The sequence below is a fragment of the Nitrospira sp. genome, from assembly GCA_016873435.1.
Lineage (GTDB): Bacteria > Nitrospirota > Nitrospiria > Nitrospirales > Nitrospiraceae > VGXF01.
In genome coordinates, this window is sequence record VGXF01000003.1 from 44,524 (window position 1) to 58,089 (window position 13,566).

General features: G+C 62.3%; 12 protein-coding genes. 3 read left to right on the forward strand and 9 right to left on the reverse strand.

All coding sequences use genetic code 11. The features are described from left to right. Nucleotides 1-87 precede the first annotated feature (87 nt). Nucleotides 88-906: a monofunctional biosynthetic peptidoglycan transglycosylase gene (gene mtgA, locus FJ248_03095; protein MBM4119874.1), complete on the reverse strand. Its 819-nt coding sequence runs from the start codon at nucleotides 904-906 to the stop codon at nucleotides 88-90. Here mtgA and FJ248_03100 point away from each other — a divergent pair. Then, nucleotides 905-1,528, forward strand: coding sequence for a YihA family ribosome biogenesis GTP-binding protein (locus tag FJ248_03100; GenBank protein ID MBM4119875.1), 624 nt, complete (start codon nucleotides 905-907; stop codon nucleotides 1,526-1,528). The two genes, mtgA and FJ248_03100, sit on opposite strands and share 2 nt — an antisense overlap. Nucleotides 1,529-1,565: 37 nt before the next feature. Here the strand turns inward: FJ248_03100 and FJ248_03105 are convergent, their stop codons facing one another. From FJ248_03105 to FJ248_03140, 8 genes are all read right to left on the reverse strand, one after another. Next, nucleotides 1,566-2,681, reverse strand: coding sequence for a hypothetical protein (locus tag FJ248_03105; GenBank protein MBM4119876.1), 1,116 nt, complete (start codon nucleotides 2,679-2,681; stop codon nucleotides 1,566-1,568). After that, nucleotides 2,512-3,417, reverse strand: coding sequence for a hypothetical protein (locus FJ248_03110; GenBank protein ID MBM4119877.1), 906 nt, complete (start codon nucleotides 3,415-3,417; stop codon nucleotides 2,512-2,514). Before FJ248_03110 ends, FJ248_03105 begins: the two co-directional genes overlap by 170 nt. Continuing rightward, nucleotides 3,414-6,887 carry a transcription-repair coupling factor gene (mfd, locus tag FJ248_03115; protein MBM4119878.1) on the reverse strand — a complete coding sequence of 1,158 codons (3,474 nt, stop codon included), beginning with the start codon at nucleotides 6,885-6,887 and terminating at the stop codon, nucleotides 3,414-3,416. The genes FJ248_03110 and mfd overlap by 4 nt, the downstream gene beginning before the upstream one ends. A 67-nt stretch (nucleotides 6,888-6,954) precedes the next feature. Beyond that, complete coding sequence (gene rfaE2, locus FJ248_03120) at nucleotides 6,955-7,446, reverse strand: D-glycero-beta-D-manno-heptose 1-phosphate adenylyltransferase (protein ID MBM4119879.1); 492 nt, start codon at nucleotides 7,444-7,446, stop codon at nucleotides 6,955-6,957. A 387-nt stretch (nucleotides 7,447-7,833) separates the two neighbouring features. After that, on the reverse strand, nucleotides 7,834-9,135 hold the full coding sequence (locus FJ248_03125; protein MBM4119880.1) for a DNA polymerase IV: 1,302 nt from the start codon (nucleotides 9,133-9,135) through the stop codon (nucleotides 7,834-7,836). Beyond that, the gene (locus tag FJ248_03130) at nucleotides 9,005-9,643 is read right to left on the reverse strand and encodes a SprT family zinc-dependent metalloprotease (GenBank protein MBM4119881.1); all 639 of its coding nucleotides are present in this window, start codon (nucleotides 9,641-9,643) and stop codon (nucleotides 9,005-9,007) included. The genes FJ248_03125 and FJ248_03130 overlap by 131 nt, the downstream gene beginning before the upstream one ends. A gap of 4 nt (nucleotides 9,644-9,647) precedes the next feature. Beyond that, nucleotides 9,648-10,610: a hypothetical protein gene (locus FJ248_03135; GenBank protein ID MBM4119882.1), complete on the reverse strand. Its 963-nt coding sequence runs from the start codon at nucleotides 10,608-10,610 to the stop codon at nucleotides 9,648-9,650. A 16-nt stretch (nucleotides 10,611-10,626) separates the two neighbouring features. Next, nucleotides 10,627-11,205 (reverse strand): SIS domain-containing protein, encoded by a 579-nt coding sequence (locus FJ248_03140; GenBank protein MBM4119883.1) that lies wholly within the window; start codon nucleotides 11,203-11,205, stop codon nucleotides 10,627-10,629. Nucleotides 11,206-11,494: 289 nt separating this feature from the next. Here FJ248_03140 and FJ248_03145 point away from each other — a divergent pair, with 289 nt between their 5' ends. After that, nucleotides 11,495-12,829, forward strand: coding sequence for a TIGR02710 family CRISPR-associated protein (locus FJ248_03145; GenBank protein MBM4119884.1), 1,335 nt, complete (start codon nucleotides 11,495-11,497; stop codon nucleotides 12,827-12,829). A gap of 79 nt (nucleotides 12,830-12,908) precedes the next feature. Continuing rightward, nucleotides 12,909-13,316: a YbgC/FadM family acyl-CoA thioesterase gene (locus tag FJ248_03150; protein MBM4119885.1), complete on the forward strand. Its 408-nt coding sequence runs from the start codon at nucleotides 12,909-12,911 to the stop codon at nucleotides 13,314-13,316. Nucleotides 13,317-13,566 lie beyond the last annotated feature (250 nt).

A 13,566-nucleotide genomic window follows, 5' to 3' on the forward strand; every position in this document is an offset into this window, starting at 1 on the left:
ACGATAGTCGACTTTAATCCGCTTATCATGCGTCACAGAGCGCCCAGCGTTTTGACGGGACCGGGCTGGGTGGCGATGAAGGCGCAGTTAGTCAGGTTTTTCGCGGTGATTGGTGCCGGTCAACGACTTCTTGCCCTCGCGTTCGGCGACGAGCCGCGCAATTTGCTGCGAACGAACGAACAGATATTTCGTGATGCGCATTGGGTCGTAGCTGCGCGGGGAGGGCAGCACGGCGGCGAGCAAAGCGGCTTCTTCCAGCGACAGATCAGCCGCAGGCTTGTTGAAGTGGTGCCGGGCAGCGGCCTCCGCGCCGTACACGCCGTGACCCCATTCAACGACGTTGAGATAAATTTCCAGAATACGCTTTTTCGTCAGGGCCTTCTCCATGGCGTCGGTGATCAACGCTTCCTGTATCTTCCGGAGCAGTGTTTTTTTCGATGACAAATAGAGGTTCTTAGCCAGTTGTTGCGTAATGGTGCTCCCACCCCGCTGCAGCTTGCCGGCCTTGAAGTTCTGCAGCGCAGCCTCCTGGATGCCCTCCCAGTCGAACCCCCTATGAAAATAAAACGCGGCGTCCTCGGAGACGATTACGGCATACTGGAGGGCGGGGGCAATTTCTGACAGTGGCACCCACACACGCTGTGGCTGCGCATCCGGCTTCTCAGCGCGGAGCTCGGCCATGTGCGCCTCAATCAGCGCCGTGGTCGCCGGATTCTCCTTCGCCAGTCCCTTCACATCCGGGAAGGTTGCCCAGAGATAGAGCGCCACTCCGCCCAGCGGCAGGACGGTCAGCAGCACAAGACCCAGTAGGAGCCTAAGCAGGATGCGGCGGACGATTGACTTCGTCATGGACCGATGATACAGGAAAAAAACGTAAACCGTGAAACGTGAAAGGCCGGCCCGCATGAAAATTCTTTCAGCCGATTTCGTCAAAAGCTGCGAACAGCCAGACCAGTTTCCGCAGAACCACCTGCCTGCCGTGGCGTTCGTGGGGCGATCCAACGTCGGCAAGTCCTCCCTGATCAATTCGCTGCTGCACCGGAAAGGGTTGGCCCGCGTGAGTCGCACGCCCGGCAAGACGCAGCAAATTAACTTTTTCCGCGTGACGACGGATAGCCCGCACGCGCGGGAGTTTTATGTGGTGGACCTGCCCGGCTATGGTTATGCGAAGGTGTCCAAGACGATCCGCGCCCGCTGGCAGCCGCTAATCAATGCCTATCTCGAAGACAGCGACGGGCTGAAGGGGATTGTCCTGCTCGTAGATTCGCGCGGGACGGAACCGCACGATGCCGGCGCCTTCCAATGGCTCACCGAAATCGGTCGGCCACTGGTCGTCGTGACGACGAAGGTGGACAAGCTCACCCGCAGCGAGCGCCCGGCCAGCACGGCGGCGGTCCGGGACCTGCTCGGCCTGCCGGATGCGATACCGCTGGTGGCCTATTCTTCTGTGACGCACGAGGGGCGGGACGAACTGCGGGGGGAAATCAGAAAAATGTTGAACGATGAATTAGGAAGGGCGAACTTCTGACGTCATCAGTCTCCGTTCATGCTTCATCGTTGCCGCGTCAGAGTTTGACCTCGATATACGCTTTGCCCTTGAGGTCCGTGAGCCACTGCTGATATCGATCCGCGCTCTTCTGCTGGAACACGATTCCCCGCATATCGGCCTTCACTTCCTCGAACGGACGGAACTGCGCAGTCTTCTTTTCATCCAGCCGGATGATATGAAAACCGTCAGGCGTCTCAACCGGCTCGCTAATTTGCCCGGGCTGAAGGGTGGAGATCCTGCGTTCGATGGCCGGATCCATTTCGCCCTTCCGAATGAAGCCCAGCGCCCCACCCCGCGTCGCGTCGGGATCGTCAGAATACCGCAGCGCCAGATCGTCGAACTCATCAGCCTTCTTGAGCTGGCCGTACACATCCTGGGCCCGCAGGTGCAAATCCTTCCGCGTCTCGGTCTTCCGGGGCAACAGGAGAATCTGGCTGATCCGGTATTCATCGGGCAGCATAAACAGTGTCATGTGGCTCTCGTAAAACCGACTGAGGTCGTTGTCCGAGACCATGATCCCTGTCCGCACCTCGCGGCTCTCGAGTGAGAAGAGGATTAACTGTTCTTTGAGTGCCTTCTTATCCTTTGGATCGTCGAGGTTCACCGGCGTGCCCCGTTGCTGGAGATCCAGCGCCGTCCGACGAAGATCCTCCTCGGAGGCGTCCACGCCCTTTGTCTGCGCATGCTGCATCTGAAGCCGCCGCTCGATGATGCGCGTCAGCGTCCGGTACTCAGCCTGCTGGAGGCGGCTCCGCAGCTCGGCGCCGCGGTATTGCTTCTGCAGGCGCTTGCGCTCCGGCTCCACTTCCGTGTTGAGCTCGGAGAGCATGATGACTTCCTTGTTCACTACGCCGACGATCCGGTCCACCACGTCGGCGGCGATGACCTGCAGCGGAGCCAGGACGCCAGCGGCCAGGACCATTTGAATGAGCCAGGTACGCATGAGCATACGCGCGGCGGGATCAGGGCGTGTTGGGGACGCCGGGCACCTGACCCGGCGCATCGGGAATAATGCGGGAGGCCTCGGCCATACGGATCGTGGCCTTGTCGCGCAGTCCAGCGAGGAATTCCTCGAACTGCTTGCGGCGCTTTTCTGCATAGAGCTCCTGCTGGAGCCGCTCGCGGGCCACATGCGCGCTCTGGGCGTCCAGGGGATCGTGGCCGGTCACCTTGACCAGCGCGAAGCCCGCGGACACCTTAATCGGCTCGCTGACCGTGCCAGGATTCTGCGTGAGAATGGCAGCTTCGATTTCGGGCGTTGCGGAGCCCTTGCGGTAGAGACCCAGTTCGCCACCCCGATTTTTCGTGGCCGCGTCAGTCGAGAATTTCTTCGCGAGCTGGGCAAAGTCAGCGCCCTCATCGAGCTGCTTCTTGATCTTCAGCGCCTGGATGGCGGAGGGGACAACGATCTGTGCGGCGCGGATGCGCTCCGAGGCCAGTACGGCGGAGGAATGCGCCATATAATAGGCCTCCTGCTCCTCCGGTGAGACCTGCACGCGGTTCTTCATCACCTCGCGGACCAGTTCGTCGAGCGCGAGCTGTTCCTGGTACCGCTGGGCCTTCTCGCGGACGTCCAGCGACTGGTCAAACCCGAGCCGGCGCGCCTCCTGGATCAGCAGTGCGCGCGCGATCATGTCGTCGAGAAATTTCCTCTTGCCCCCCTCGCGCTGGTAGCGCGCCCGGCGGGATTCCGGCAGCTCGCTCCATCGGACGTCGAACTCGCTCTGCGTGATGGGCTTGCCGTTGACGACCGCGAGCACGGGGGATTCCTCAGAGGCTGCGGGCGCGCAGCCCGATAGGGCCAGCGTCAGACACAGTGAGACTATCGCCAGCGCGGGGGTCGTTGTTGTGGAAATCGTCGTGATCATGCTGGCTTGACGTGCATTTTGGTATCACACCCCGCCAGCGTTTGCAAGGCGGCGGTCAGCTCCGGGAACACCGAGGCCCAGTCTGGCTGCGGGAACTGCAATTCGAAGGCGCGGGGCGAGAGCAGGCGGAACCGGCGCGGGTATTTGTCCATGACGGCGCGGATGCCGCGCTCCGGCAGTGCGGTGCGGGCGTCGAAGGCCAGCATGACCGACGCGGGCGGGCCGGGTTTGACTTCCACCTGGGCCAGGTGGAGCGACTGCGCCAGCAAGCGGATCTGCATCACCTCAAATAGCCGCTCCACCGGTTCAGGGAGCGCGCTATACCGGTCCTGGATTTCTCCATGGAGCAGCGCCAGATCGCCCACCTGCCGGCAGGAGGAGAGCCGTTTGTAAAGCGAGAGGCGCTGGTGCGAATCGGCGACATAGTCCTCGGGGATGAAGGCCGACACATGGAGATGCAGCGTTGGGTCTATCTCCTCCTCGACGACCGCGCCGTTGATCTGCTGGACCGCCTGCTCCACCAGTTTCATGTAGAGATCCAGGCCGATCGCCGCGATGTGCCCGGACTGCTGCCTGCCCAATAAATTCCCGGCGCCGCGGATTTCCATGTCAGCGGCGGCGATCCGAAAACCCGACCCCAATTCAGTGAATTCTTGGATCGCGACGAGGCGCTTCTGCGCGTCGGGCGTCAGCTCGCCTTCCTCTGGCGTCAAAAAGTACGCATAGGCCTGCTGGCCGGAGCGGCCGACACGGCCACGCAACTGATAGAGCTGTGCCAGCCCGAACGTGTCAGCGCGATGCACGAGAATCGTGTTGGCAGTTGGCACGTCAAGCCCTGATTGAATGATTGCTGAGGTGACGAGCACGTCCGCCTCGCGGCGCAGAAATTTCATCATGACTGCCTCGAGCAGCCGTTCGTCCATCTGCCCGTGCGCCATGACCATGCGTGCTTCAGGCACGAGCGCCTGGAGCTTGGCGCCCATGCGTTCCAGTGACTGGACGCGGTTGTAGACGTAGAAGGCCTGCCCCCCGCGGCCCAGCTCGCGGAGGATGGCCTCGCGGATGGCCGTCTCGCCGTAACGGAGCACCTGGGTCTTGATCGCCAGCCGTCCGGCGGGCGCGGTTTCGATGATCGAGAGGTCACGCAGGCTCGACATGGCCATCTGGAGCGTGCGCGGGATCGGCGTGGCCGTGAGCGTCAGCACATCCACCTGCGTCCGCATCTGCTTGAGCCGTTCCTTGTGGCGGACGCCGAACCACTGCTCTTCATCAATGATCACGAGGCCCAGGTTGCGGAACTCGATGTTCTTCTGGAGCAGGCGGTGCGTGCCAATCACGACGTCGATCGCGCCGGAGGCCAGATCCTTCACGACAGCCTTCGCCTCCTTCACGCTCTGGTAGCGCGAGAGCATCGCCACGCGCGCCGGAAACGGCGCAAAGCGCTGCGAGAAATTGTCGTAGTGCTGCTGAGCAAGGATCGTCGTTGGCACCAGCACGGCCACCTGCCGGTTGTCCTCCACCGCCTTGAAGGCGGCGCGCATCGCCACTTCCGTCTTCCCGTAGCCCACGTCGCCGCAGACGAGGCGGTCCATTGGCCGGGGGGACTCCAGGTCGCGCTTGATATCCTCGATCGCGCGGCGCTGGTCTTCGGTTTCTTCGTATTCGAAGGCCGCTTCAAACGCGTGGGTCAGCGTGCTGTCGCCTCCGTATTCAGCACGTTGGACCAGTTCGCGGTTCGCGTAGAGCTCGACCAGTTCCTGCGCCATTTCTTCAATGTCTTTTTTGACACGTGCCGTAGTGCGCGACCAGCTCGATCCGCCCAGCCGGTCTATGCGTGGCACGTGGCCGTCTGCCCCGGAGTAGCGGTGGATTTGATTGAGCCGGTCGAGCGGTATATAGAGCATGTCGCCGCCGGAGAATTCCAGAATTAGATAGTCGCTGTCGAAGTCCTGCACTGACAGCCGGCGCAGCCCCTTGTACCGGGCGATGCCGTGCTGCCTATGAACGACAAAATCGCCCTCGTTCAGATCTTCTAGCGAGGAGAGGAACGCAGCGGCCTTGCTCTTGGGCTGCGGGCGATGCCGCGCGCCCTTTGCAAATAGCTCCTCCTCGGTGACGATCGTCAGCCGCCCGCCGTCGGCGACAAAGCCGGAGGAGAGATTGCCTTGGATCAACGCGAAGGGCAGCTTCCGCGCGCCGCCAGGCGTCGACGCGAGCGCGGTCCACTGTTGCGGCGTCCAGCGCATGGCGGGCAGATCGTGCTCGCCAAAGAGCGCGAGCAAACGGTCCACTTGGCCGCGGCTGCGTGCGACCAGCACGACCAGGCCACTGCCACGCAGCCGGTCGAGGATGGCCAGCGTTTCGGTAAACGGCGTACCCCGCTGGGCCAGGCCCACACTGGCTAGCGATTGGACGGGAAAGGTGAAAACCGGCTGCCACGACTCGTCGAGTGAGGCGACCGGGGCAGTCGCCAGACAACACCCGGCGCCGATCCGTGCGGTGATCTCCGCCCAAACCTGAAAGAGCTGGGCCGGCTCCGGATAGGGTTCGCGCTTGTCCTTCCCGCTGTGGCGCGCGTGCGCGTCCGGCAGCGTGTTCCAGAAGGCCTCCGCCTGCGCAGCGAGGGTCGGCGGGTTGTCGAAGACGAGCACTGGCGGCTCAGAAAAATAATCGAACAGCGTGTCCATTCGGTCGTACACATCCGGCCCGTGCCATTCCGCGTCCGGCGGGAGATCGTCTAGGCTGTCGGCGCGGCCTTCGGGTCGGATCAGCTCGCGCGCCGGCAGGACCCAGGTCTCACCGCGCGTGGCGGTGGATTTCTGCGTGGTCTGGTCGAACAAACGGATCGACTCGACCGTATCGCCAAGAAACTCGATGCGTAATGGATCGTCGTATGCAGGGGAATAAATGTCCACGATACCGCCGCGGATGCTGAACTCGCCGGGGATTTCCACCACCGAGGTGCGCCGGTAGCCGAGCCGGAGCAGCCGCGCGATCAGCATGTCGCGCTCGATCGACGCGCGGGGAGCCAGTTTGAGACAGGCGCCCGCAAGCGTGTCGCGCGGTAGCAGACGATGTAACAGCGCGGGCACCGAGGTGACCAACACCGTCCGCTGGCCCAAGGCAAGCCGGTGCAAGGTCCGCATCCGGCGGGCGACCAGGTCGACGTGCGGCGCCATCGCTTCATAGGGCAGGGTTTCCCACTCTGGCAGAAGCGAGAGAACGTCCATCGGTAGCCCCAGCAGGTGATGGGAAAATGCCAGGTCATCGGCCAGCCGCGCGGCTTCTTCATCTGTTGCGCGGATGATCAGCCAGGAACGATTGTCCCGGTGTGAGAGGAGCGTCAGTGCAAAGGCTGTCGCGGAACCGTGTAAACCGGTGAGACAGGGATGCGCGCCCGCTTCACGCAGGGCGTCCTGCGCGGGCTTGAGGAGCTGATCCCATGACGTCGGGGGCGCGGGTGTCGGCATGGAGGGCGTGTTATGCGTGACGCGTCAAGAAAAATCAGGCCGATCGTATCATCCCGCAAGGGACGCTTCACGCGTCACGCTTGGCGCCCTCACGGATTTTGTCGACGAGGGTGGTCGTAGAGACGTCCGGGACGAGCGGGATGGTCCGCACGACGCCGCCGCGGGCTTCGACCGATTCGCGGCCGACGATGTGATCGGGTTGCCAGTCACCGCCCTTCACCAGCACATCCGGCCGGAGGTCAGCGATGAGCTGCCCGGGGTCCGATTCGTCGAAGAGCACGACGTAATCCACACAGGCCAGCGCCGCCAACACCTCGGCGCGCTGATCCTGCGGCACGATCGGGCGGCTATTGCCCTTATTCAAGGTCCGCACGGAGGCGTCGGTGTTCACGCCGATGATAAGGATGTCACCCATGTCGTGCGCGACCTGCAGGTAGCGCACGTGGCCGACGTGCAGCAGGTCGAAGCAGCCGTTGGTGAAGACGATCCGTCGGCCCCGCGCCCGCTCGATGGGCAGGATCTTCATCAGATCATCTTTGGTCTTGATCTTGTCAGGCATGAGGGGCATCTTACTGGAACAGGAGGCGCAAATCCTAGCCCGATGGATACGGTGGAATCCACTCTGCCCCTGCTGGTCGGAGCCGTTTTTCTGGTCGCGTTTGCTGTGCGGGACTGGCTCAAGCGGCGCCGCGCGGTCAAACTGGCCGATCAATTACTTGAAGATGTGGTCAAGGGCAAAGACGCGTTTCGACGATAGGAGAAATGAGCATGGCCGGTCCGGACGACATGAACAGTAAAACTTACGCGCTGTATTCTTCACTGCGGCGCTTCTTCGAGCCGCTGCGCGAGCACTGGGGTAAGCTGAGCCCGTCCGAACAAGCCGTCGTGATTAAGGAAGTGGAGGCGTTTCTGAACTCCGTACGGCCGCCCGACGCGTAGCGTTTTGTCAGGAATTCTTCTCCGACGTCTTTCCTAAACCGATTGCCTTTGCGCCGTGCTTTTCGATGATTGCGTCCATGGCGGCAAGAGCCTTGCTCCGCTTCTGATCGAATAGTCCGGCGGAGGCGGGGACGAGATCGGTCAGTGTGACGCCAGCGAGGCGGTACCTTGTGTCCGGAGCCATGAGATGTTTTAGCGCTGCGCGAATATCCGGCCACATCATCGGATCGTCGTTGAGCGGCTTGGGAAAGTGACGCTGCTTCGTCGTGATCTTGTGCGCCGAGTCCTTCAGTTTGACCGTGAAGGACCCGGCGGCCAGCCTCTCGACGCGCAGTTCATGCGCGAGCGCAGCCAGAAATTCTTTCAGCGTCTTTTCTAGCAACGCGAGATCAGTCGTGTCATGGTCAAACGTGGTCTCGTGCCCGAGGCTTTTCTGGTCGCGTTCGGGGACGACCGGGTCATCGTCCGTTCCCTGCGCGAGCGCCTGCACGAGAGGGAGCCGCGGGCCCCACATGCGCGCGAGCGCCACATCGAAGCGAGGCTCTAATAAATCGCCGATCGTGCGGACGCCGATCCGCTTGAGCGCCTCGGCCGTCTTTGGTCCGATGCCCGGAAGCGATTTCACCGGAAGCGGTGCCAGAAACGCCGCCTCAGTGCTCGGCTCGATGATGGCAAGCCCGTCCGGCTTGTGGGCGTCAGCGGCGATTTTGGCGAGGGGCTTGCTCGTGGCGATCGCGATCGTGCAGCACAGGCCGGTTGCCTTGAACATCTCGTCCTTGACCATCTGGCCTAGGGCCTTTGGATTGGGATGGAGCAATTGTAGGTCGGTCGCGTCGGCATAGAACTCATCGATGCTGCTCCACTCGGTCACCGGGAACAGGCGATCGGTGACGGCGCGCATCTGCTCATGCAGACGTTTGTAGAGCGGACGGTCCGGTGGAATCAGAATAAGGCCCGGGCAGAGCTTCTTGGCCTGCGCGGTCGGCATGGCCGAATGGACGCCGAAGGAGCGGACCGCGTAGCTGGCAGCGGCGATGATGCCGCGTGGCGGCGGCCCGCCCACGGCGATCGGCTTGCCGGCCAGCGACGGATCGGCCACGACTGCCGCGGAGGCGAACATCGCATCCACGTCGCCGAAGACGATTTGCCGTGGCCATTTCGCCATGGCGCGATCCTCGTCAGGAGTTCGGGAAGGGGAGTTCCAGTTGGACGAAGGGCGGTGGCCGGTACTGCGCGGAGCGATGCAAGGGGCGCACGGGCCGCCGCTTGCGCAGTAGCTTACCCGGCAACACCTCGCCAAGCGGGCCATGACAGGCCCCGCAGCGGTGGTCCCTGGGTCGGATCGTCCGGCGCTGCCGCCGGTAATCCTGCCCGCAGTCGAGGCAGCGCCAGGCGTAGGTCATGAAGGCGCCCACTTCCTCATCAAGCGCGTGATGAATCGTGATACGAAGACCGTCCGCGTTCATTACCGCCATCTTGTCAAGGAAGTCATCGCCATGGTCCGGCCGGCGCCGACGCACGTCGAACTGCCACTGATGGATCATCTCATGGGCCAGCGTGCTGAGCAGTTCCTGCTCGGAGCGGTGCTGGAGCAACGGCGTCGAGAGGCGGATGAGCCGGCGGGGGCGGTTGTCCTCGCGGCCGCCCCCCCCAATTCTAATTACGAACATGCCGGCCGATGAGGTCAGCCGCGCGCTCCACTCGATGCGGATTGTCTGTAAGATGCCGTCGAAATATTTGGTATTGAGGTCGGCCCAATGGGCGTGGAGTTGTTCGAGCGCGACGGGGGTGGTTTCGGCGAGCAGCATCCGCACCATCCGGTCAGCCTCCGAGTTCTTCCAATACTGCTGCGGCCAGCAGCGGCACCATGATCTCGTGGTGGCCGACGAGCGAATAGCCCTTGCCACCTTTCTGGGTCGGACGCTTCACCACGTTCGTCAGCGGCCGGTAGTGGGGCAGAAAATCCATGTTCACCGTCGTGAGGTCCGCCAGCGCGTGGCCCAGATTACGTCCCAGCGTGACGGTTTTCAAGAACACTTCAGGCATGATGACATTGGAGCCAAGGTTGATGTAGACCCCGCCTTCCATCTGCGACACGACGGCGGCAAGGCGGCGAAAATCGAGCAGCGACGCCGCGCCGATGGACGCACCGTCGGCCGACGGGTGCATGTGGATGATATCTGTTCCTAATGCGACGTGCACGGTCACAGGGATGCCCAGCCGCGCGCCGGTGGCGAGCAGGCTGTATGCCCGGTTGGGAAACTGCCCCTGATAGCGGTTGATGTAATGACCGACCGCTTCGCCGAGTCCCCAGCCTTCCTTTGCGCCGCGCGTGATCGCGTCGTTGAGCATGCGGCCGGTTTCCTCCGCCATACCGAAGCGGCCGTCGTCGATCTCGGCGTCCACGTCCTCAGACGTGTGGCCCATCAGCGCGAGTTCAAAATCGTGGATAACAACGGCGCCGTTCATCGCCACGGCGGTGACGATACCACGCTCGATCAAATCAACGAGAATCGGGTTCAAGCCGACCTTCGTCGGATGGGCGCCCATGCCAACAATCACCGGCTTGCCGCGCTTATTCGCCTTTGCGATGGCCTGCGCCACCGCACGCAGGTTTTTGACGGCGAGGATGTCGGGGAGATTCTTCAGGAACGAACGGAGCGAGTCACCTCGCCGCCACGGCGAGGCAAAATCCGACAGCCGCACCTTGCTGTGCCGGCGGCCCAGCGAGTAGGTTTTCAATTTCGACACGTCGATTGGCGGCAGGGCCGTGCGCGGAAGCACGGGGGGGCGGAGTCTTTTAACGGACTTTTTCAAACAGTTCGCTCTCGATGAGTTCACAGAGGACATGACCCAGCGTGATGTGACTTTCCTGAATACGCGCGGTCACCGTTGAGGGCACGATAAACGCCTGGTCCACCATTCCGGCCAGCTTGCCGCCCGTGCCGCCCGTCCAGCCGATCGTGATGAGGCCCCCGGCTTTCGCTGCCGCAACACCCTTGAGCACGTTGGGCGAATTTCCGCTGGTGCTGATGGCGATGGCGATATCGCCCTTCTGGCCGTGAGCGGTCACCTGACGCGCAAACAGTTCCTCGTAGCCGTAGTCGTTGGCGATGCAGGTGACGGCCGCCGGATCGCACCCAAGCGCGATGGCCGGGAGCGGCGTGCGGTCTTTGTGATAGCGGCCGACGAATTCCGCTGCGAGATGCGAAGCATCGGTGGCGCTGCCGCCGTTGCCGAACAGGAGAATCTTGCGGCCCTCTTTAAGGGCGCGGGCGATGAGGGGAACCACGTGGGAGATTTTGTCCGCGTGGTCACGAACAAACTTACGTTTGACCTCGGCGCTATCGTCAAACGCTTTGATCGCACGATCGTTCATGGAGTAACTCGATTGTAGGGAACCGCGCGCGAACTGTCAAACTGCGTTCCCTGCCTTCGCGGGGCTTCGGCGGCGGGTCCGTTGAAATGAACGGGATGCTGCAGCCGCAGGCGCGCTGTGCGGCACTTCGCAGCGGGTGGTGCTTCGTGCTTTTGCCGGTCAGGCTCATGGTCAACGCGGTCATTTCTGTGCCGGCCACCATCCATTTTTCAGCAAGAGCCAGTCCCGCCCGCCCATCGTCCACCGCGTGTGTTCGCCCGCCCGCGATGCGGGCGAAAGACTGGTGTCTATGAACAGCCGCCAAGGGAAAGCATCCGGGCACCGGTTCGTTGAACGCCTGTTGCCCCGATGCTATAGTCCGCGCGGTATGGCGGCCGAACAACCGGTTAAAGCATTGCTTGTGGCGTTGACCAATGACGCGCCGGCCACGGTGTATGTCATCAACCGGCTCAAGCCGGAGTTGCTCTGCATCTTCGGCCCCGAATCCGCTCAACCCCTCGTTGAGTCGTCCGTGCAGCCGAAGATCGAGCAGATGGTGCGCAAGTGGGATTGGATTGTGACGCCGAATGTGGCGCGCTTCATGTCATCGTATCAGGCGGTCGCGCGCGCACTACCCGAGATGATGAAAACCTGGGAGGTACAGCCGGGAGAGCTGGTCGTGGATCTGACCGACGCCACGCCCGCGATGGCCGCGGCGCTGTCGCTGGCGGCGCTACCCTTCACCTCGCGCGTGGTGGCGATCGGAGACACAGCGGGCCCTGACGATGACCCTGTTATTCTTGAGGGACGGAGCAGAGCCTGGCTGCAGGGCAATCCGTGGGATACCGCGGCGACCCAATTGCGCCGCGAGGCCTGCGACCATTTCAACCGAGGTTCCTTCGTAGCGGCGCAGGGGCTGTTCCGTCAAATTGAAGCGCGTGTGAGCGGCGGGCAGAAACCGATGTACCGGGCCTTCGCTGATCTGGCGGAAGGCTATGGCTTGTGGGAACGATTCCAGTACCGGCAGACGTGGGACAAGCTCAAGACTGCGCACAAGGCGCTGGAGATGGTCTCCGTCTGGGGCGGGCCGGCCGGGTTGAAAAGCCTGCTGACAGTCGTCAAGCAGAACACTGGGTTTCTGGAAAAACTTGTGCTGGATCCTGGTGCGGTGAAGGAAATGCAGCCGCTGGACCTGGTCGCGCACGCCCGGCGCCGCGCGGAAGTCGAACACGACTATGAGGCAGCCCTGGTTGCGCTCGTGCGGGCACTGGAAGCCTTTGCGCAGGTTCACCTGTTCAAATCGTACAACATCAAAACGTGGGATGTGCAGCCGGAGCAATTGCCGGAAGCGTTGCGCGAGACCTGCCGGACCTGCTTCCTAAGCGATCTCGACGGAAAATATAAATTGCCGTTACACGATCAGTTCCGCGCGCTGGCCGGACTCGGCAGCCCGGCGGGCCAGGCATATCTGGCACAGTGGCCGAAGATGAAGCCGTTGCTCGACGCGGCCAACCACGCGGTGCTTGGCCATGGCTTCGAGCCGGTTAAACCGGAACGGTTCCAGCAGCTCCAGGACATTGTCATCAAGCTCACGGGCATCAATGACAGCTCGCTGCCGATGTTTCCGGGGATTAATCTTTCGTGACGCGTGACACTCGGGCAAGCGAGCGACAGCAAGGTGAAAGAATGAAAACACGCGTTTTTGATAGCGGGATGTCCGGAAACTGGGCAAGGGGATCGCGCGCGTGGACGTAAGGATTTTTTATGAAGACACGGATTGCGGTGGCGTGGTGTACTATGCAAATTATCTAAAGTATTTTGAACGGGCGCGGACGGACTATCTTGAGCAGCGCGGACTCTCGGTGCCGCAACTGGCCAAGGACGGAACAATCTTCATGGTTATCCGGGCTGAGCTCGACTACAAATCCCCGGCACGACTGGGCGAGACGCTCGCAATCGAGACGACCTTTTCGGACAACGGCAAGGCGGCGTTCCTGTTTTCGCACGTGATCAGGGAAAAACTCAGTGGGCGCGTGATCGTGGAAGGCTCGGCCACGCTGGTGGTCACGTCGCCGGACAACAAGGTCAAACGGGCGGATCCGGAGCTGCTCGCGAAGCTAAAGGTCCGCTGAAAGGAGACCGGGAATGCCCGAAAAACTCGGAACCTGGCTTGCCATCGCCGCCGTCACCATCGGCTTCGTCGTCCTCGCCTGGTTGCTGTTTGCGGAAGACAAGAAGGACGGGAAGAAAAACAAAAAATAGCTTGTCAGCGCAGCGGCAGCTCCAGCTCGCTCGGCGCCAGGACCGTCAATGCCTGCCAAAAGAGCGGATGTTCTCTGCAAGCAGTGGTTCGAATGAGCCTTGAGAAGCCTACGCTCGGGC

Coding starts and splice junctions, on each gene's coding strand:
- FJ248_03100 (MBM4119875.1), top strand. CDS start 905: ATGAAAATTCTTTCAGCCGATTTCGTCAAAAGCTGCGAACAGCCAGAC.
- mtgA (MBM4119874.1), bottom strand. CDS start 906: ATGCGGGCCGGCCTTTCACGTTTCACGGTTTACGTTTTTTTCCTGTAT.
- FJ248_03105 (MBM4119876.1), bottom strand. CDS start 2,681: ATGTGGCCCGCGAGCGGCTCCAGCAGGAGCTCTATGCAGAAAAGCGCC.
- FJ248_03110 (MBM4119877.1), bottom strand. CDS start 3,417: ATGATCACGACGATTTCCACAACAACGACCCCCGCGCTGGCGATAGTC.
- mfd (MBM4119878.1), bottom strand. CDS start 6,887: ATGCCGACACCCGCGCCCCCGACGTCATGGGATCAGCTCCTCAAGCCC.
- rfaE2 (MBM4119879.1), bottom strand. CDS start 7,446: ATGCCTGACAAGATCAAGACCAAAGATGATCTGATGAAGATCCTGCCC.
- FJ248_03125 (MBM4119880.1), bottom strand. CDS start 9,135: ATGGCCCGCTTGGCGAGGTGTTGCCGGGTAAGCTACTGCGCAAGCGGC.
- FJ248_03130 (MBM4119881.1), bottom strand. CDS start 9,643: ATGGTGCGGATGCTGCTCGCCGAAACCACCCCCGTCGCGCTCGAACAA.
- FJ248_03140 (MBM4119883.1), bottom strand. CDS start 11,205: ATGAACGATCGTGCGATCAAAGCGTTTGACGATAGCGCCGAGGTCAAA.
- FJ248_03145 (MBM4119884.1), top strand. CDS start 11,495: ATGAACAGCCGCCAAGGGAAAGCATCCGGGCACCGGTTCGTTGAACGC.